Here is a 20,099-nt window from a genome sequence, read left to right on the forward strand (position 1 = left end):
TTTGATTATTTCACTATAGTAATCATTCATGCTCAATCCTCAATAATCTGTTCGCATTGAAATGTTTCAATCCACGGATTAACTAGTTATTTGAACCTTTTTTCACAATCATCATTTCATTTCATCATATTTTCGTTCAAAGCTGCTCTTGATCCCCAGTTCTTCACGATATTTACTGACGCATCGTCTGGATATGTAATATTGCTTGTGCTTTAGCATGTCAACTAGCTGCGAATCACTGAACGGCTTGTTACGATTCTCACTCGCAATCATTTCCGCAATCACTTGCTTGATATCCGTTGAACTGATCTCTTCGTCCCTTCTAAGCGGTGCCATAAACATATCCTTCATCAACATCGCCCCATTAGGGTATTGGATATACTTATTCTTGATGGCTCGGCTTACGGTGGAACGATCGACATTCAGAGTTTCGGCAACATGCTTCAGAATCATCGGCTTTAAAGCATTTCTACTTGCTAACTCACCGCCTTGAAGCTCGATGATCGCCTGTGTAATCCGAATCAAAGTTCTTCTTCTTTTCTCAATGGCTGATAACAAGAAGCTGACTCGCTTTCGCTGCATGTCCCAATACTCACTTGATTCCAGATTACCTTGCGTCAATACACGTAAGTAATTTGCATTTAGCTGATAATTCTCTATCCATTTGTCATTCAATTGAATCGTTAGCTGAACGCCTTGCCCTGTAACAATAATATCCGGAATCACATAATGAACAACCTCTTTATGAATGGGAATGCCTGGTCTTGGGTTCAATTTCTCTATGAGTGCAAGATACTTCCTTATCTGTGAAGTAGAGATGCCTAGGCGTCTGGCGAGTTGCCCAATCTGTCCATCAGCGAGCTCTTGTAAGTAATGTTCTACGATCAAACGCATGATTTCATCCTTGACACCAAGCACATCCAATTGCCGCAGGAGACACATAGATAGACTATCTGAGAATATACCAACAGGCTCAAGCTCTCTTAGATCGTTCAAGCACCGATGAACAATATCCTCTGAGGTACGAATAAGAGCTGCCACCTCTTCAGGTTTCTCCCGAACATATCCTTGTTCATCCAGACAGCCGATTAAGAACTGAATAACCTGAAGCTCAATGTCGCTATATTTATGAAGGTCCAGCTGTTCCCACACGAATTGCTTAAGATCTGCGTAGTTATAATCATACTGATCTTGGCAGCACCATGGATCTACATGTTGAGACTGCTGCGTTCCAGTGGGTTGCTCAAGTTTCTCTAGCAATAGATTATCCTCAAATTCCTTCTGCAGGAGTTCGCCAATTTCCACATTCGTTAGTGATAGCAGATGTAAGGACTCTATTTGTTGAAGTGATAATATTTGCTTCTGCATCATTTGCTGTCGGTGAACATGCTCCAATTTCATTGAATCATCCTCCTTACTAGACTTCAGTTTTCAAAATTCTCCAGATGGTCGTCCGGCTTGTTCCTAACACCTCCGCAATTTTATCTCTTTTATAGGACAATACATCCTTAATCTCATAGATAAGCTCTCTTGTAATTTCTTGACCCTCAGCATTATGCTTCTTCATGATGGACTGCAGGATCTTCTCTTCACCTAGTGCTTTGATAATACAACGCTTTAATTCCTCAGATGTTGGGTTCATATATCGCTCTACATATAGGCAATATCTTGCGCATACATTTTGTAATTCACGGATATTCCCTGTCCATGAATACAAACTGATCAGAGCACGAACCTCTTTCGGAATTCGCAATCCTGCATGTAGAATGCTGATCCGCTGCATATAAAAGTGCTCAAATAGCATCGCTACATCTGACTTCCTTTGCCGTAGAGGAGGAATATGCAGCTCCAGTACATTTAAGCGATATAATAAATCTCTCCGGAACTCTTCATGACGGCAATGCTCTAAATCTTTGTTCGTAGCTGCAATAATCCTTACATCTACTGGAATGATACACTCTCCACCTACTTTCATGATCTCTCTTTCCTGCAACACTCGTAAGAGCTTCGTCTGCATGAAAGGAGAAATCTCACCTATTTCATCCAGAAATACTGTACCTCCTTTAGCGAGTTCGAATAACCCCTTTTTCCCACCCTTTTTGCTTCCAGTGAAAGCGCCTTCATCATATCCGAACAGTTCTGCCTCGAGCAATGTTTCTGACAAAGCCCCACAATTAATCGCCACAAATGGATGCTCTGCTCGCGAGCTCTCATTATGAATTCCTTGAGCAAAAACTTCCTTACCAACACCTGTTTCTCCATAGATTAAAATACATTCATAGCTCTTTGCATACATCTTCGCATCCTCAATACAACATTGTATCGGATAAGATGTTCCAATAATATCAGCTAAGTACTTTTTGGCTGTAAATCCACGACGACTTCTCTCCTCATGTTTCCTCCGATCATTCTCTATCTGCGCCCTGACTAGATCATTGAGCTGGATTAAAATAATTACAGCACCGCTAAACAGTAGTGGTTCGGTACCTAGCTTTATATTTTTCTGCAATATCTCTTGGCCGTTGTAAGTCGTAATATATGTGTATTCTTTTCTTCGACTATGTTTATAATTGTCCCTGTCCCATGCTGTTATAACCTTATCGATGCTTTGATTCTTCATTGAAAAAGGATGAATAGCCAGCAATTCAGCAGCCACAAGATTATAATCAATAATGGTCTCCTGGTCATCAATTAGAATGAGACCATTCGTTGTATAGCGCATTACTGTGTTCGCGAATTCATCTCTCTGCTTGGCTTTTCGAATTTCTTCAACCATAAATTGAGCCCCATAGAGGGTCTCGAGAATACTCTGTTCACCTGGATACAGTAAAATGGCTTCTTTCTCTACCCGCTTCGCTACTTCAACAGCATGCGCGTTACCAATCACAACATTCGCAGTCGATCGAAGAAGTTCTGCTTCAAGCTCTTGCGTATCCTCATATGTAATCAAGTGTACAGACAATTGCTGCTCCTTCACATATTTCATCACTTTGTCAGAGAAACTTCCCCGGCGGTAGTTGACGATTGCTACAGAAGTACCTATTTCTAGCCCTCGATAAATTGCAGTAAGATAATCAAAATCAGATATTTTATATTTCAATACCGGTACGCTAAACACTCGTTCAGCAATCTTAGCATTCGCACCGCCCGCCAATAACACTTCTGCTCCATTATTAATCTCTCGCTGGACATTAGGAATAATCTCCTCTCGAAGTCCCTCGACAAATGTGATTTGAAGCTCGGTAGTATTTATGTTCGCTATAGCGGCCCTCACAAGGGTGTCCAGCTCTTTATATGTAATACAGCATATCTTGATCATCCAAGTACCCCTCCTCGGATCGTTCAGGTTGTAAACACTTTGTATATATGCAAGTCAAAAAAAATATGTCCAATCTACACCAATGACAGCAGCAATCCGTTTCGCCAAGGGAACACTTGGATTTCTTATCCCAGCTTCAAGCATTCCATAATACTGGCGACTAATCATAACCTTCGTTGCAACAAGTTCTTGCGTTAAACCTTTATGTTCTCGAGCAATCTTCAACCATTGTCTCTTCATAAACACCACCTCTTTACAATAATTTGATTTTTATATCCCCTATTATACGAATCAGAATGTTTCTGTCAATGAAAAAAAGAAACTTATTGATTCCTATATTATAGGCAACAATAAGTTTCGTTATAATATTTTTATTAGGTGGTGATAACTTGCTTGCAAAAAGACTTTCGGATTTAAGAACTAAGCATAACTTGACGCAACAGAACATGGCTGATTATCTTGGCATTACAAGACAAGCCTACGGAAATTATGAATTAGGAAAACGTGATGTCGACACAGTAACTCTTGCAAATATAGCCGATAAATTGGATACAACAACCGATTTTTTATTAGGCAGAACTAATATTCCGATACAAGATCACAAACTAATAAAAGAAGAGATCGCAGAATATGTAACGATGTTTAATGATTCAGAATTGAAAACATTTCTCAAAGAGTACGTAGTTGCCCCGAAAAAACAACAACAGGAAATTCATCGTTACTGGAAGATGATGAGGGACGCTGAAATATTGCGCAAGATGGGGGGATGGGAAGAGGAATGTCAGTCATCCGAGCAGGACTAATATAATTACGAGCCGATCGCCGGGAAGTCTACACTAATCCTCTTCCGCCGTAGATAGCGGAATATCCTCGCCGTATGCATTTAGTCGGTTAAGCTTCAGCTGTACAAGCCGTTTACCGTTCTGGGTTGATTCCGTCTGCTCGGTGATATACCCTTCGCCTTCGACGGAAATCTTGACCTTCAGCAGATTGAGCACCTCCAGAGCATCACGCAGCGACTGCCCCCGGAGGTCAGGAATGGATGCCTGGTCGCCGAGCTGACTTAACAGATAGATCCGCTGTCCCCAATCAAGTAGGGAGCCCGCCTTTGGATACTGGCTGATCACGTCGCTTCCGCCTCCAATTGTTTCGAAATCAAAGCCCTGGTTAATCAGCAAATTTCTGGCCGCCTGCACAGTTTCGCCTGTCAAATCGGGTGCAGAGCGCTGTACGGAGGGTGCAGTCTTGACGGATATGGAAGTACTGCCTCCATCGCCTGTTATAAATTTTGGCACACCCATATATGACAATGCCTCGGATACGATCTCTTTAAACACCGGTCCCGCCGCAGCACCACCGCCAGCAGCATTAGCAGGCTCGTCAATGCCGACATAGACCACAATCTTCGGATGATTAGCCGGTGCGTATCCGAGAAAGGACGAGTGTACCTTGTCGCGGTCATACCCGCCCTTACCGTCAGGTTTAATCGCCGTCCCGGTCTTGCCCGCTACCCTATAGCCTTCAATGTAAGCATGGCGTCCGGTTCCATGGTCCAGGTCTGCAACGACCTGCTCCAGATAGCTGCTAGTTTCCCTGGCGCTTTCCTCGGAAATAACCTGACGTACCATCTGCGGCTGGGATACGGTAGTCTTGCCGGTATTGGGATCGGTGGTTTCCTTGACCACGTGTGGGACCATCAGTTTGCCGCCATTAGCGATGGCCGACATAGCAGTAAGCTGCTGAATGGGAGTCACCTGTATTTTGCCGTGTCCGAATGCGATCGTCGCGTTCTCAGAAGCATTGCTAGGTGTCGGGTTAACGAGTCCGCTGATTTCGCCCGGCAGGTCAATACCGGTAGGATCGTTAAATCCGAAGGCATCCACGTATTGGAGGAGCCTTTCCGGACCAAGCATTACATAGCCAAGCTTAACGAAGGCTACGTTACTTGAACGCTTTACGCCTTCCAGGAAGGAAATTTCGCCATACCCACTTCTCTTCTGGTCATACAGCGGCTTGCCATACCCCTTGATGCGGATAGAACCAGACATAAAGGTTGCGTCCGGATCAAACAGATTCTCCTCCACCGCTCCAGCAAGCGTTACAATCTTGAACGTGGAGCCTGGTTCAAATCTCGTTTTGATGGCATGGTTGAAGAAGACCCCGGGATCGGAGGCATAATTCCAGAACTCATTCGGGTTAAAGGTCGGCATATTCGCCAGCCCCAATATTTCCATAGTGCTCGGATCCGCAGCGATTACTGTAATACTCTTGGGTTTATATTCGTCATAAGCCTTCTGCATTGCTTGTTCGATATAATACTGGATTGTGCTATCAATCGTCAGCTTGAAATTACTTCCATTGATCACGGGCTTGTAAGTATCCTCCGAGTAAGGCAGCTTGATGCCGTTGCCGTCGCTCTGGTAGAGTAGCTTGCCATCCGCACCCTTGAGCTGCTTGTCAAAATACTTTTCGAACCCCATTATCGCAATGCCATCGCGATCCGTATAACCTAAAATATGTGCGGCCAGTGTTTGTTGTGGATAATAGCGCTTCTGCTCCCTAATCAGGCCGACGCCAGTCTCCAGAGTGTCATGTTCATCCTTCAGAATCTCAATGAACTCGGTGACCTTGTTGCGCAGCTCCTGATCTATCTTCCAGCCTTCATTACGGAGCTCCTGATTCTTCAGATACTTTCCGTTCTTGTCTTTGGCTTCCACGAGCGCCTTAAGCTCATCCTCTGGCTTGCCGAGCAGTTCATGTAGGCCGGTGATAACTTCTTCCCCGATGCCGCGCTCGGCAATTGCTCCAGGATTGACCACTACCGTGTAGGCAGGCACATCGCTGGCCAGCACCTTGCCGTTGCGGTCCTCGATTGTGCCACGCTCAGCTTTATTCACCGAAGTATGGGCCCATTGCTCTGCGGCCTTAGCTTGCCAGGAATCCCGCTCCAGCACCTGAATCCAAAACACTCTGACGAGCAAAACAAGAAAAAAGAGGGTAATACACCCTCCAATAAACAGTGTGCGAAACTTAATTCGCTTAATCATAAGCAACCCCCACCAACATATATATTGCGATTTCCGGTAAATCGCTCATTAATAGTCCACATCTGCGTTTCTAACCGCTGATATAAAGTTAGGCGATGGACAAGAACTTCTGATACACATTGTACATTGTATAAAAAGGGAAAATAAACCATTTTTGCGAATCACTTGTGACTTTGGTGGGTGACAGATATGCTCATCGCCTCGTATTTTTCGGGTTATACTTGGTGAAGCTTTCGAAACTGCGATGGATTCATCCTTTTCTTGCTCCGAAAGACACGGCTTAAATAAAAACCATTCTCGTACCCACACTGCTGGGCAATCATGTCAAGGGAAAGACTAGTTTCTGCAAGCAACCGACATACCCGATCCATCCGCAGCGCGCAGACAAATTCGGTCGGATTCATCAGGTAAGCAGCGTGGAACCTGCGGGTCAATTGAACCGGAGACAGTCCAAGTCGTTCCGACAGTACCTTCATGGAAAAAGGGGCGTACGCATGCTCCAGCAGCCACTGTTGCGCTTTCTCCATCAGCGGATCAGTGTGACTCCAGTTACTAGATAGCTCCTCTCCTCGCTCCTGCTCCATGAGCCACCATAAATCGATTAGCATATGACGTAAACAAGCTTCTGCCTCTGGCTTCCTATGTCGCTGTTCCCCCATCTGCCGCATATAGGAATAGGTCGAGAGTAGTCTTGAGCGGTCTATGACGGATAGCTTCCCCGTAAGCCGCTCCTGCTCTATCTCTGATGGCTCTTCCTCCCAAGCAAATTGTACAAAATGAAAGGTCAACGGAGTTATTGTCCGGCGGTTGAAGACCATTCCAGGCGGACATACCACGATATCGCCAAATTCCGCCTCTCCTTCGCGTTCTCGTTCACCAAGTGCAAGCTCGTAATGAAATCTCCCCTTCTCTACGGCTAACAAAGTCCAATTCTCATAAATATCGTGATCCAAGAGGAATTGCGACTTGTCCTTCCAGTACGCATAGGCGATAGGTATGGTGGACCAGGATCTGTTCACCTGCATACCTCCTCTCATGAAATAAAGTATATGTATTCTGTAAATTGTCTGTATGTTATTTAGACCTTTATATATCTAAGATGTATATAGATTTACTACTTTTCTTTATGGAGGCGGCATATGTGATTCAGGAAACGGTGACAACCGATATAACCGTAATTGGCGGAGGATTAGCCGGCGTTTGCGCAGCCATCGCTGCCGCAAGATTGGGTCAGAAGGTAGCTCTCGTGAATAACCGCTCCGTTCTCGGAGGAAATTCCAGCAGTGAAATACGCGTGTGGGTATGCGGCGCGACAGGACATGGAACGCATCGTTATGTCCGGGAAACCGGCATTATGGGTGAGCTCTTTGTTGAGAATCAGTACCGAAATAAGGACGGTAATCCATATCTGTGGGATATGGTTGTGCTTGAAGCTGTTCGGGCCGAGAAGAATATTATGCTTTTCTTGAATACGGACGTGCATGAGGTGGAAGCGGACGGAGATGAAGAGCAGCGGTTCATTCGCTCTGTTACCGGATGGATGATGGGCTCTGAACGACGTATCCAATGGGTTAGCAGTATCTTTCTCGACTGCACAGGAGATGGACTGATTGGCTTTCTGGCTGGAGCCCGGCACCGGATCGGACGTGAAGCCCATGATGAATATATGGAAGAATGGGCACCGCTCGTCTCCGATAATATTACACTAGGCAGCACAATGCTCTTCTACACGAAGGATGCCGGGCATCCGGTCAAATATATACCCCCAAGCTTTGCAAAAGACATCACAACACCGACGATACCCGAACGCCGTATTATCCGCAGCGGTGATAACGGCTGCTCTTACTGGTGGATCGAATGGGGCGGAGAGCTTGATACCGTTCAGCAGAATGAAGCCATTCGCGATGAGCTCTGGTCGGTCATTTACGGGATCTGGGATTATATCAAAAACTCCGGCAAATTTGCCGCCGACAATCTGACGCTGGAATGGGTCGGCTCGCTGCCAGGTAAGCGGGAACACCGCCGATTCGTGGGCGATTACGTGCTAAACCAGAACGATATTCTCGCCCAGCGTGAATTCCCCGACCGTGTCGCCTTCGGCGGCTGGTCGATTGATCTGCATCCACCGCAAGGTATGTACTCGACCGAGAGTGGCTCCAAGCATCTCCATACGGATGGAATATACCATATTCCCTTCCGTTCGCTCTACTCAGCAAATGTGAAGAATATGTTAATGGCCGGTCGCGATATCAGCGCTACTCACATCGCCTTCGGCACGACGAGAGTCATGGCGACATGTGCGATCATGGGTGAAGCGGCGGGTACCGGGGCTGCGCTTTGTGCGCAAAGAAACATCACTCCGCGTCAGCTGTACGCTGATTATTTGGAGGAGCTGCAGCAGACACTGCTGCGACAGGATGCGTCCGTGATCGGACTTCGCAGCTTCGATACCCACGATCTCGCCCAGCAAGCCAGCGTAACCGCCTCCGGTACGTTAACCCGAATCGCAGTGGAGCGCTCTGTCACAACGTTCAGTCTGACAACGGATATCGGGTTGCTAGTTCCAGTCGAACCGAGCCTAAACGGACTTGAGCTTCTCGTTGACGCTAAGACAGATACGATACTAACCGTGGAGCTGTGGGATACAGGACGCGCTGAAAACTATGTGCCGCATTCCCGAATTACGGCGGCTTCGGCACCGGTCCCCATCGGCGGACTGCACTGGATTCAGCTGGATATAGCTTGGACACCAGATCAGGCACAGAATGCTTTTCTAATCATTAAGGCAAATGACCAGCTATCGCTACATGTGTCCGACTCAGCCCATACCGGAGTACTGGCCTTTCGCAAAGGCCTACCTCCACGGGCGGCTGCCGGTATGGAGGAGCACCGTGAGGATCAACCGGTCGTGCAGTGGAGTATGGGTCCTTTCCTGCGCCAGCTTCCTTGCTTCCGCTTGTTGAATCATACCGACGCATTCACCCCTGCAAAAGTAGCTGATGGTTACAATCGTCCATACGGTGGGCCGCATCTCTGGTCATCCGAATTGTTGAATGCATCCGCACCTCCATGGCTTAAGCTGACCTGGGAGCAGCCGGTAGTGGTTAGCTCCATTCACCTCATTTTTAATGACGATGTCAATGAAGATTTAATTAACCTGCATCATCATACTACCCCTTTCGAGGCGATCCCTGAACTAGTCAAGGATTATCGAATTGAAGCTTGGACCTGTGATGGCTGGACGACGATCACAGAAGGAACGGGTAATCACAAACGGAAACAAGTGTATACCCTGCCAGCGCCCGTATCTACCGACCGACTCCGCATCGTTGTTGAAGCGACCAATGGGGCTCCGCGAGCAGAAATCATCGCAGTTAGAGTGTATGAGTAACCATGAATGTCATAGAGAAGCGACCGTTGTAATCTGGACGGCCGCTTGGTGCTCTAACCGAGCACGGTGATTTGACCAGCCGGCAGCTCTACTGTATCTGCCTCCACTCTGATCCATACATTTTGTGCGGTGGGGTTATGCACCATTCGGCAATCAGCGGAAAACCGCAGCTGCTGTAAGGCACGCATATATGACACGATCTCCGCATTCGTAGCAAACCAAATCTGTGGATTCCCGGCCACAACTTCACCGAGCTGGTCGAGGAGCTCCCAATTATCATTGTTGGCAAATTCATAGCTGTGGCCATAAATGTAGAGTAAAGCCAGCTTCGTATGACGTTGCTTCAAAGCCACAAACCGCTGTGCGTGCTCCACCATCTGGTGATGATGACAGGTTGGATGCCATCTTAAGAAGTCTGTCGGCATATCATAGCCACCTTGTCTTACTGCGGTCCGGGCATATTCAATACCAAGCGAGGGCAGCAGCGCAACGAGCTGATCGTTAGAGGTGCCAAAAGGATAGCTTAAGCCGCGAACAGGATAGTTGACGAGAGCCTCCAGCGTCTTTCGATCTTCCATAATTTCTGTTACCATCTGTTCTACTGGTGATTGTTCAAGAAACGGGTGATTCACGGTATGAGTTGATACCTCATGACCTTGATATAGCGAAGCTACTTCCTCTCGTGTAACGAAGTCTTCTTCATCGAGCCTACCGCTATTTAAATGAAAGGTCCCTTTCAGACCGTATTGGTTACACTTCTCTACAAGTCTTCTATCATGAATCCGTCCGTCATCATAGCTAAGTGTGAGCGCTTTATGCACTCCGCCTGGAAAGCAATCAAAGCGAATTCGCAACATATATATTCCTCCATAAATAATCTAGAAAGGCTGATTGTATATGAAACCATTAACTGCACTTGACCTTCTGCTCCAAGAAGCTAACGAAAGTCTCTCTGCTGTCGGTCATGCCGCCTCCACATGGGATATTCCCGGCTATTATTTCGATACAGCCGGCCACAAGGCAGCGAAACGATGGATGGAAGCGGACGCCCGAACAGCCTATACCACGGCACTGGCCTACCGACTAACTGGTAACACGACCTATGCGGAAAAAGCAAAGGAAATACTTATGAACTGGGCAGAGACCAACGAAGAAATTACCGGACCAGATGGACCGCTAGTATCTGCCTATCTTGGCGTCGGACTTATTCAGGCGGCGGAGTGGATTGCGGATTTTTCCGGCTGGAGCCCCGATGAACAAGCGCTGTTCGCCGCGTGGCTGACTCATGTATGCTTGCCGGAATGGGACCGCATTCCGCTCCGAAACAACTGGTGGACTTGGAGCCTATATGCTCAATTATGCTTATTCCGCTATCTGGGAGACAAAGCTGGCTTCGAAGGCGAGGTTACTCTCTTCAAAGAGCATCTAGATTCGTCCTTATCCCTTGAAGGCTTTATCCCTGAAGAAACACTGAGAGGCAAACATTCTTTATGGTACCATTACTTCGCTCTCGCACCCGCCACAGCAGCTGCGAAGCAGATTCTAGAAATGACAGGCGAGGATTTATTTCACTGGATTTCGCCAAATGGCAAGAGTCTAAAGACCGCACTGGAGCGCTTCTTCTATTATGTCGATGGGCGCCTGGAGGAATGGCCATATGACGACGAGCCAATCTTCCCGGCACAGCTCGCAGCTAGTACTTGGCCGCTTGATTTAATAGAGGCTATGAGCGAAGTGTACGACAATCCAGTTTATGAACGCTTCGTCGCTCCCTACCGTCCAATTAAAGGCAATCTCAACATCAATAGTGGGTATTATCATTCGTACTCGTGGGTATACCCGGAATTACAAGCGAGAAGCAACAAGTAAAAAGAAAGGCCTTTCCACTCATTTCCCGGAAAGGCCTTTCTCTCGAAATATAAGAAAGTATAAGTTTTACACAATACTTTATCCTTATATTTTACGAGAAACGTTTATCGTCTTTAAAAGACGACAGCGTCGTTTCTTCTTATTTACCCGTCGGCTAACGACTGCCCATCCCGGAGCAGGTAAGCGGCCGCTTCAGCCGTAATATGTTTCCCGCTTTGAGCCTCAACCTGATGTAGGAATGCTTCAACTTGACCATGCTCCAGCTTAACGACCAGGCTGTTGGCAATACCTGTACTGTCGATCCAGGACTTCTCTCTAAAGAGATTGACCAAGTTCTTTAGCGACTCCAAATCCGTATAGGTAGAGAATGTAATATTGGATTGCTGCACATGCCCCGCCTTGTCACTGACAGATACAGTAAAGGTATGGGTTCCCAAGGAGAGCATATATAATGGCACCTCTTCTCCCTGCTCTACTTCGCTGCCATCCAGCAGTGTGGTTGTCTTCGTAGGATCGAGCCCTGATAATTCATCGGTGGCATTCCAAGACAAAATCAGCGAGCCTGTATTCGCATACTCCGTATCATTGAGTCCTCCTACAGAAAGGTCGGGCGCCGCTGTATCCAGCTTGAATTCCAGGCTCTTCGCCTCCTCGGTATTTCCGGCGAGATCAAGTGAGCGGTAGAGTAAGGAGTGTTGTCCGTTCTGGCCAAAGGTTATGTCACCCTGGTAGGTCAGCCAATTACTGCCTCCATCCACGCTATACACGGTAGATGTGACCCCTGATCCGGCATCTGGAGAATTCAGGCTAACCGTTACGGGCTGGGTATACCAGCCGTCAGTGCCATCCGGTTCTGCCGGCTCGATTACTGCTGTCGTTTCTGGAGCGGTCCGGTCAATCTGCGTAAACTTGATATCGTCGAACCAGATTTCACTGAATCCACCTACATAAAGACCTACCGTTCCCGATGCATTATGAGTGGGATTCGAACCCTGCAATCTCAGCTCACCGTTAAGGTACACACTGATCTCGGAGCCATCGACCAAAATGCGCAGCGTATACTCCGTATCCGGCTGCAGATCAACATTAGGCAGGTTCACTGTCTTCAAAGCGGTCCATGCCGAATTGTAAAGAATCCATTGCGAAGTGCCGTCCGCCAGTTTCTTGTAGGCGACTTTGCCCGAGTTGCTAGAGATGGCGCGATCATACACGTAGAGTGTTCCTAACTCCGGCATAATCGTTGGGGTCTTCAGTGTAAAGGTCAGATCATAATCCGAAAATTGCTTTGAGTGCAGAGCGGATGCGCCTTTGAGCAACTTATATTTCTTATTGCTGTTCACCGTAACAATACTGCGATTCGGATCTACGGGCCAACCGCCGGCCCCCGAATCAAAATTCGTAAACAGCATTACATCCGATACATGAATCTGGACGGAAGCTGTAGCATACGGATTATCAACCGAAGTCACTGTAATAACTGCTTCGCCCGTGCTAAGAGCAGTGACCAAGCCGTTAGTATCGACAGAGGCAACGTTAGGTTGTGATGATTGCCAGACCACATCTCGGTTAACGGCATCTGATGGGTCAAATTGGACTGGAAACAGATGCTGCTCGCCTGCCACCATATTGATGCTGCTCTCTCCGAGCAGCAATCCTGACAGCTCTGTCTTAGGAACGTTGAAGCGGATATCATCAAACCACAGCTCGCTGAAGCCACCGGCGTAAAATCCTACCTTACCAGAGGCGTTGAACGTCGGATCAGTAACCTTTAGCTTAAGCTTGTTATTGAGATAGACGCTAATGTCTGCGCCTTTGACGATGATCTTCACGTTATACAAAGTATTCGGCTGCAGATCGGGGGCAGACAGTTTGTTCTGCTTGACGGTAGCCCAAACGGAGTTATAAAGAACCCATTCGGAGGTTCCGTCCGCATATTTACGATACCCGATCCGGCCTCCGTTGCCACTCGTATTCAGTCGATCAAACACATAGAACGTAGCTGCATCAGGTATTACCTGTGGCGTCTTCAATTTAAAGGTCAACTCATAATCGGTATAATCATTTTCATTCAGAGTCGTTGCTCCTTTAAGCAGCTTATACATGTGGTTACCGCCCTCAACCTCGACAATGCTGCGGTTCGGGTCGCTCGGCCAGCTATTACGTCCATTCTCGAAATTCGTATCATCCATAATGCCGTCCCCAATTTCGACGGTTACCTGCACCTCGTCACTGAACAGAGGGTTCTCGGCGGAGACAACGGTAACGGTGGCGCTCCCCAGATTAACCCCTTTCAGCTTGCCATTCGCATCCACCTTGACTACGGAAGGATTACTGGAGGTGTATTGCAGTTCTGCATTTGTCGCATTCCAAGGGAGAACCGCCGAATACAAGATATATGACTTCCCAATACCGATGGTTACGCTCTCGTCGTACAATTGAATACCCTGAACAGGAATGTTGTCAGGAGCCAGATAAGGACCGGCTTTGCCTATAATACCAATCTCGCTAAACGGGATCGCTTGGAAGCCCGGAATCTGCTGGAATACCTCTGCATCCGTCTGCAAATTCAGATTGCCACCCGCAAGGTCGACAAAGCCGGGATCATGATCCGTCACCCAGTTGTTCGCGTATTGAACCAGATTTAACTTGTCATAGGCTCCTTGCGCATTTGTGGTGCTGCTTCTTGTCCTTGTCGGGTTATAAATTACATTGTTCTGGAATGTGTTGGTATCAGGGTAATAGCGGTTTTCTGTGAAGAAATTTGCCAGCTCAGGATATTTCACCAAATGCGGCTTCCCTTCAAAGTTGTTGTTACGTTCAAACAATGCATGCCATGGCTGCATGTAGTTCTTGGAGATCTGCTGCTCTGGTTTGTCGCCCAAATACATATCCGAGTATTCATACGGTACCTTGGCATCGATAAAGATGTTGTTGCGGGTGCGAATATGCGCCCCTCCGTTATTTAACACCGCAGAGTTTCCCATTTGGTCAAAAATATTTTCTTCTATAGTAATGCCCATGGTGAAGTTATCCGGATAGACGCCTTGGACGCCAGCCTTGCCTTCCCCGATATTATGAAAATAATTCCTGCGAATGACCGAGCCCCGCTCCTGTGGGGATGCGCCCAGATTCATATAGATGGCACCTAGATCGGAGAATGTTTTGCAGACATCATAAATGTTGTTGTACTCGACCAGATGATCGTTACCGAAGATCAGAAGTCCGGGATGAGGCGCGTCATGAATCTCGTTATGCGAGACCCGATTTCCGGCTCCAGTCAGGATCACACTAGGGTTATAAGCCTTATGGTAGTAGGCAAAATCATGAATATGACTGTTCTCCACCGCGTTGTTGCCTGGCACCAGGGTTTGCTTATCCCCACCGTTCAGAATGACGCCCGTACCCCCGATATGATGGATATGGGAGCTGATGACTTTGTGATTTACTCCTGTTGCCTTAGCGAAATCGTTGTACAGCCACCGGCTTTGCGTATTTATCAACACCCCACCGTTCGTGAAATTGCGAATTTCGCAGTGAATCAATTGGATGCTGTTGCCACCCATAATGACCACTGCGGAGTCCCGGCCATTCTCCAAGGTTAGATCCTCGAAGTTTACATACGACGCATTGACGGCGTTAATCATCGGGGTCTTCAGCATGGTAACCGAAATTTCGGGCTGATTACCAGCAAACGAGGCTGTTGGCATAAAATAGAGATGACCTTGGCCGCGATCAATATAGTACTCTCCCGGCATATCGATCTCTTCCAACAGGTTCTGGGCAAAATGGAAATCCGGGTACCAGTTGGTGAACAGACCGCTCATTTCTCCGTAAGCCAGTGTAATCGTTTTGCTGGTCGTGTCGATAGCGGCGATTTTGTTATATGACCATTCCCAGCTGTATCCAAAAATCCCGTCCAACCAAATATCATCTGCCTGTGTCCAGAGATCCGGTCTTTCGTACGTGTACTTAAAGGTACCGCCACGAGTCTGCAAATCCGCACTGCTCCGTGTCGGACCGGGGTCAATAATGGTACCCATCTGGACCGTTCCTTTGTTAGGCCAGCGAGCGAGCGTCATGCCTTGCCCGTCGACATACAGCTCCATCGGGGGAACCTGACTAACATCATTGGCCTTGTAATATCCGTGCCGGCTTAACACACCGTAATCGGAAATGCCATGCTCTGCCAAGTCAACCTGCAATACCTTCGTTCTAGCCTCCGTGCTGATGATCCGATCCAAGACGGACTGTTCGGTGACCGGAGTGAACCAGCTCTTTTGCAGCTCCTGTGCACCATTAAGCCGCACACTTTCACCTGGATACGCTTTGTAGGTAATCCGCTTATCCGCCGTACCTGAATCCTCTTCCTCCAATAGGAAGCTTACACTTCGATTATAAGTCCCGCCTCGCAGATAGACGGTAACGCCGCCTTCCGGCAGCCCGGAATCCTGCTTCAGCTGCCGAATAGTATCCCTGGCCTTCTCCAGAGATTGAAAGGGAGCTGCTTTCGTCCCGGGATTGTTGTCATTTCCATCAACCGATATATAGAAAACAGTACCAGAGCTCTCCGGTTCTTCAGCATACGCTTCCGGAACCGATAGCCCTCCCAATAACAAGACGACGACCCATAACACCAAGATCCCTCTTCTTATCATGCTTCTGAATTCCTCCTTATCAGGATGATTCTTCATAAACTACGTTATTCTTGTCCCTAGCCTTTTACCGATCCGATCATCGTACCTTTCTCAAAATATTTCAGTAAAAATGGATATACCACGATTACGGGTAAAGAGCAGACGACCACTGCCGCCATTTTCAGACTCTCCGGCGCGGGCGGAGTAATGTCCGTCGCCGTTGTAAATGCACCTAGCTGATCCTCGATTAGAATTTGCCGGACCACTAGTTGCAGCACATACTTGGATTGGTCGGTAACATAAATCAGATTGTCCATAAAAGCATTGATGTGGTGTACCATCGACCATAACCCGATGGTTACAAGGGATGGGATCGATAGCGGCAGCATAATACGAAATAGAATGCGTAAATCCCGAGCCCCATCGATGCGTGCAGCTTCGACCAGCGCATCTGGAATCGAGCGGAAGAAGGAGATCATCACCAGTACCTGAAACGCATTGGCTGCTGTAGGAAGAACATACACCCATAATGAATTGAGGAGATGCAGCTCCTTCATCAACAAATAATGGGGCACAATCCCCCCGTCGAAGATCATCGTGAATAGCAGCAGCAGGACAAGCCCACGCTTCATTGGGAAATCAGGACGAGAAAGCGGATAAGCAGCACAGATGGTGACCAGAAGGGTTAACGCCGTCCCTACCACCATGCGAAATAGCGTATTGACATAGCCCGACCAGATCGCCGGATATTCCAGTAACTCCTTGTACGAGTTCAATTCGACATCTCGTGGAAAGAAGTGAAAGCCGCTCCGCAGCGCTTCACCCCGTCCACTAAAGGAGACAGATATGACGTGAATGAATGGGTACACAACGACGAGCGCTAGCAACAATAGCATGATATAAATGATGCCTGGGGCAATTTGATTTTTCCAGCCTTTGACCTTCATGACAGATTACCTCCTGAACTTACCATAGCCCGCTCTCCCCACGGCTCATCTTTCGTACAGTCAAATTGGCCCCAAGAATAAGCAGTAGACCCACAAGTGACTTGAACAAACCAATGGCCGCCGTGTAGCTATATTGGAATTGCTGCAGTCCCACCCGGTAGACGTAAGTATCAATCACATCTCCAGTTTCATAGGTGACCGGATTGAGTAGATTAATGATTTGTTCAAAATTAGCACTTAAGAAGCCGCCCAGACTTAAGATAAACATAATCGCTATAGTCGGCATGATCGATGGAATATTAATGCGGATAATCCGCTGCCAGCGGTTGGCTCCGTCGATGATGGCCGATTCCTGCATCTCCGGATTAATTCCTGATAAGGCAGCGAAGTAGATGATCGAGCCCCAGCCCAAATCCTTCAGAATGGAGGTCGCGACCACGATGGAACGGAAATATTCCTTCTTACCCATAAAGAAGATCGGTTCCATACCGAACCAGCCCATGATTTCGCCAGCAATCCCGGAGGTCGGTGAGAGGAAATAGATGATCAGTCCAGACATGATGACCCAAGATACAAAGTGTGGCAGGTACATCGTCGTCTGAATGAACCTCTGGAAATTGCGGGACCGCACCTCGTTCAGCAAGATCGCTAGAATAATTGGGGCCGGAAAAGCAAAGAGCAGCTGATAAATATTTAAAAGCAGTGTATTCTTAAGCAAGCGATAGAAATCGTTATTCTGGAACAGCTCCTGAAAATGCTGGAATCCCACCCATGGGCTTCCCCATATTCCATCTACCACTCGGAAATCCTTGAAGGCGATAACTACGCCATATAAGGGGCCATATTTAAACACTAAGAAGAATGCAAAGGCGAAAAAAAACAATACAAGCAATTCTCCGTGTTTTCTAATCGTTTTCATACCGCATTTCCTCTTCCTTCGAAACCGAAGCGCCGGACCTATATCGCCCGCAAGAACCGTTATAGACTTTGCGGGCGATATAGCCCTAGCTCGGGTTATTTTTTAAACTGTGCTTGGTACATCTCATTCGCTTCCTTGGTCAGCTCGTCGCCGCCTTTGGCCTTCCACTCCGTTACGAATTTATCGAAATCGTCAAGCGGAAGCTCACCAGTGATGATTTGGGCAAAGTATTTTTGCATGAGCGCCGTCAGATCAGTCTTATACTTCCCATCGGAAGGCAGCGCTGAGAACAGCAGAGCATCGGTCCAATTCGGAGCAGAGGAATACTTTTTAATCGCTTCATTTACCTCCGGATTGGAATATTTCTCCCGATAAGCCTGGGTTGTAATGTTACCAAGCGAGAACAAGCGAATGCCGAGCTGGTCACGTTGTTCCTGCTTCTCGAAGCCCGGTAGGAACTTCGTCGCTCCTGAGGTCGCTCCGGCCGCCTCAAAATCCCATTGGGTGCCCTTTATCCCCAGATTGGTCATATTAATGGTCTCTTCGTCGCTGCTTTGTGCTCGTAGAATTTCGAACAGCTTTTCTAGCTTCTCCGGCTGATCTTTCACTTTGCTGCCGATCACGACAAAGTTGCTCTTGATCCCCCAATCCCAGGTGCCGGCCCCGCCAGGGCCTTCCGGATTGTTGCTGATCACCAGCTCAGCACCCGGGTTCAAGGATTGCATTTCTTTTATCGTAGACGAAGTCGGGAGTGCTGCCTTGCTAATTTGCTCCTCAATGACGCCTATGCGATTGTTGTAGAGCTTCTTACGGTAGGAATCCTGTGTATCGGTAATGAATTCTGGATCAATTACACCGTCTGCAAACCACTGCCGTAGCTTAGCCACAGCTTCCTTGGTCTCCGGCATAATGGAACCGTTAATGATTTCGCCGTTTCGTTCCATCCACATCGTTGGCTCTACACCAAACGCTCCGAAAATGGAATAGAATCCGGAGGACCAGGTTGAGGTTGCTGTACCGGTTAGGCCGTACGTATCCTTCTTCCCGTTGCCATCGGGATCTTTCTCGGCAAAGGCGTATACAGCCTTCTCAAACTCATCCAGAGTTTCTGGTGTTTTCGTAATGCCGACCTTATCCAGCCAATCCTTGCGCCAGAGCATAGTAAAGTCATATGGCTTCAAATCAATAAACATTGGAATACCCCATAGCTGGTCATCAATCGTTACCGTTTGAAACAGCTTACTCTTCTCCGCAATATCTGCGGAATACTCGGGCATCTTCTCCTTCAGCATGTTAGGGTCAATGCTCATCAGTACGCCCTGGTTCTGATAAGCTACAACGTTGGAAGGATCGCCGAGCATAAAAATATCCGGAACCTCCCCGGAGGCAACGCTGGCATCCGTTACCTTCACCGGTTTAATCTTTACATTAAACTTCTCCTCCAGATATTTTTGAACCGGAGAGTCATTCACTACGCCGGCTGCCTGGAAATGAATCCCCCAGGTGATTTCCACCGGCTTTGCTTCTTTTACTTCCTCCGTGGCTGTTGGGCTTACATCTGGGCTGGCCGCTGTATTCCCTCCCGTATTATTAGTAGTGTTGTTACCGGAGCTGCAGCCAGCAAGCATACTGGCTACAATGCCCGCTGCTAGAAAGGCATTACTGATCTTTTTAGTTCTTGTATGCAAATGAATCTCCCCCTGAATATAGGATATTGTGATCCGCACCCGGCTTACGAACCGAGCGTTAATTGGGAGCGGTTACATTTTTTACAATAGCTTCCTCCAGCCTAAGATACAATCCTCTCATCCCGTTCTTTTTGTGTTTTTGGCTTTCGAGGTTGTACTAAACGTATAGTGTTATTCCGTTTTTTGTATGTTTTTCGATAATCTGCTGTCCTTAAATCACAAATTTGATATATAATTCACTGTAGAAGCATATTGTAAACGCTACCATTACTAAAAGAGGGGGTG

At 47.4% G+C, this 20,099-nt stretch carries 13 protein-coding genes; 3 read left to right on the forward strand and 10 right to left on the reverse strand.

Annotated features, from left to right (window positions below):
* Positions 1-111: 111 nt before the first annotated feature.
* From rpoN to NSS67_RS17890, 3 genes are read right to left on the reverse strand one after another with little or no spacing between them, the layout of a single operon-like run.
* Complete coding sequence (gene rpoN, locus NSS67_RS17880) at positions 112-1,401, reverse strand: RNA polymerase factor sigma-54 (RefSeq protein ID WP_339314844.1); 1,290 nt, start codon at positions 1,399-1,401, stop codon at positions 112-114.
* Between the two features lie 16 nt (positions 1,402-1,417).
* The gene (locus NSS67_RS17885) at positions 1,418-3,319 is read right to left on the reverse strand and encodes a sigma 54-interacting transcriptional regulator (protein WP_339314846.1); all 1,902 of its coding nucleotides are present in this window, start codon (positions 3,317-3,319) and stop codon (positions 1,418-1,420) included.
* 54 nt (positions 3,320-3,373) lie between these two features.
* Complete coding sequence (locus tag NSS67_RS17890; protein ID WP_339314848.1) at positions 3,374-3,559, reverse strand: helix-turn-helix transcriptional regulator; 186 nt, start codon at positions 3,557-3,559, stop codon at positions 3,374-3,376.
* 149 nt (positions 3,560-3,708) lie between these two features.
* Between NSS67_RS17890 and NSS67_RS17895 the strand changes: the two genes are divergently transcribed.
* Entirely contained in the window at positions 3,709-4,122 is a 414-nt protein-coding gene (locus NSS67_RS17895; protein WP_339314850.1) for a helix-turn-helix transcriptional regulator, read from the forward strand.
* A 33-nt stretch (positions 4,123-4,155) separates the two neighbouring features.
* Here NSS67_RS17895 and NSS67_RS17900 read toward each other — a convergent pair whose 3' ends face one another.
* Complete coding sequence (locus tag NSS67_RS17900) at positions 4,156-6,366, reverse strand: penicillin-binding transpeptidase domain-containing protein (RefSeq protein WP_339314852.1); 2,211 nt, start codon at positions 6,364-6,366, stop codon at positions 4,156-4,158.
* Positions 6,367-6,581: 215 nt separating this feature from the next.
* Complete coding sequence (locus NSS67_RS17905) at positions 6,582-7,385, reverse strand: AraC family transcriptional regulator (RefSeq protein WP_339314854.1); 804 nt, start codon at positions 7,383-7,385, stop codon at positions 6,582-6,584.
* Positions 7,386-7,507: 122 nt separating this feature from the next.
* Here NSS67_RS17905 and NSS67_RS17910 point away from each other — a divergent pair, with 122 nt between their 5' ends.
* Complete coding sequence (locus NSS67_RS17910) at positions 7,508-9,757, forward strand: FAD-dependent oxidoreductase (protein WP_339314856.1); 2,250 nt, start codon at positions 7,508-7,510, stop codon at positions 9,755-9,757.
* A gap of 53 nt (positions 9,758-9,810) precedes the next feature.
* Here NSS67_RS17910 and NSS67_RS17915 read toward each other — a convergent pair whose 3' ends face one another.
* On the reverse strand, positions 9,811-10,614 hold the full coding sequence (locus NSS67_RS17915) for a polysaccharide deacetylase family protein (RefSeq protein ID WP_339314858.1): 804 nt from the start codon (positions 10,612-10,614) through the stop codon (positions 9,811-9,813).
* A gap of 40 nt (positions 10,615-10,654) precedes the next feature.
* Between NSS67_RS17915 and NSS67_RS17920 the strand changes: the two genes are divergently transcribed.
* Positions 10,655-11,626: an alginate lyase family protein gene (locus NSS67_RS17920; protein WP_339314860.1), complete on the forward strand. Its 972-nt coding sequence runs from the start codon at positions 10,655-10,657 to the stop codon at positions 11,624-11,626.
* A gap of 143 nt (positions 11,627-11,769) precedes the next feature.
* Here NSS67_RS17920 and NSS67_RS17925 read toward each other — a convergent pair whose 3' ends face one another.
* The 4 genes from NSS67_RS17925 to NSS67_RS17940 all read right to left on the reverse strand — a co-directional run bounded on the left by NSS67_RS17925 (position 11,770) and on the right by NSS67_RS17940 (position 19,814).
* Positions 11,770-16,281: an Ig-like domain-containing protein gene (locus NSS67_RS17925; protein WP_339314862.1), complete on the reverse strand. Its 4,512-nt coding sequence runs from the start codon at positions 16,279-16,281 to the stop codon at positions 11,770-11,772.
* A gap of 56 nt (positions 16,282-16,337) precedes the next feature.
* Complete coding sequence (locus tag NSS67_RS17930; RefSeq protein WP_339314864.1) at positions 16,338-17,207, reverse strand: carbohydrate ABC transporter permease; 870 nt, start codon at positions 17,205-17,207, stop codon at positions 16,338-16,340.
* 19 nt (positions 17,208-17,226) lie between these two features.
* Positions 17,227-18,126 (reverse strand): ABC transporter permease subunit, encoded by a 900-nt coding sequence (locus NSS67_RS17935; protein ID WP_339314866.1) that lies wholly within the window; start codon positions 18,124-18,126, stop codon positions 17,227-17,229.
* 95 nt (positions 18,127-18,221) lie between these two features.
* Positions 18,222-19,814 (reverse strand): extracellular solute-binding protein, encoded by a 1,593-nt coding sequence (locus NSS67_RS17940; protein WP_339314868.1) that lies wholly within the window; start codon positions 19,812-19,814, stop codon positions 18,222-18,224.
* Positions 19,815-20,099 lie beyond the last annotated feature (285 nt).

The sequence above is a fragment of the Paenibacillus sp. FSL R10-2734 genome (assembly GCF_037963865.1).
Taxonomy (GTDB): domain Bacteria; phylum Bacillota; class Bacilli; order Paenibacillales; family Paenibacillaceae; genus Paenibacillus_AQ.

Coding starts and splice junctions, on each gene's coding strand:
- rpoN (WP_339314844.1), bottom strand. CDS start 1,401: ATGAAATTGGAGCATGTTCACCGACAGCAAATGATGCAGAAGCAAATA.
- NSS67_RS17885 (WP_339314846.1), bottom strand. CDS start 3,319: ATGATCAAGATATGCTGTATTACATATAAAGAGCTGGACACCCTTGTG.
- NSS67_RS17890 (WP_339314848.1), bottom strand. CDS start 3,559: ATGAAGAGACAATGGTTGAAGATTGCTCGAGAACATAAAGGTTTAACG.
- NSS67_RS17900 (WP_339314852.1), bottom strand. CDS start 6,366: ATGATTAAGCGAATTAAGTTTCGCACACTGTTTATTGGAGGGTGTATT.
- NSS67_RS17915 (WP_339314858.1), bottom strand. CDS start 10,614: ATGTTGCGAATTCGCTTTGATTGCTTTCCAGGCGGAGTGCATAAAGCG.
- NSS67_RS17920 (WP_339314860.1), top strand. CDS start 10,655: ATGAAACCATTAACTGCACTTGACCTTCTGCTCCAAGAAGCTAACGAA.
- NSS67_RS17925 (WP_339314862.1), bottom strand. CDS start 16,281: ATGATAAGAAGAGGGATCTTGGTGTTATGGGTCGTCGTCTTGTTATTG.
- NSS67_RS17930 (WP_339314864.1), bottom strand. CDS start 17,207: ATGAAGGTCAAAGGCTGGAAAAATCAAATTGCCCCAGGCATCATTTAT.
- NSS67_RS17935 (WP_339314866.1), bottom strand. CDS start 18,126: ATGAAAACGATTAGAAAACACGGAGAATTGCTTGTATTGTTTTTTTTC.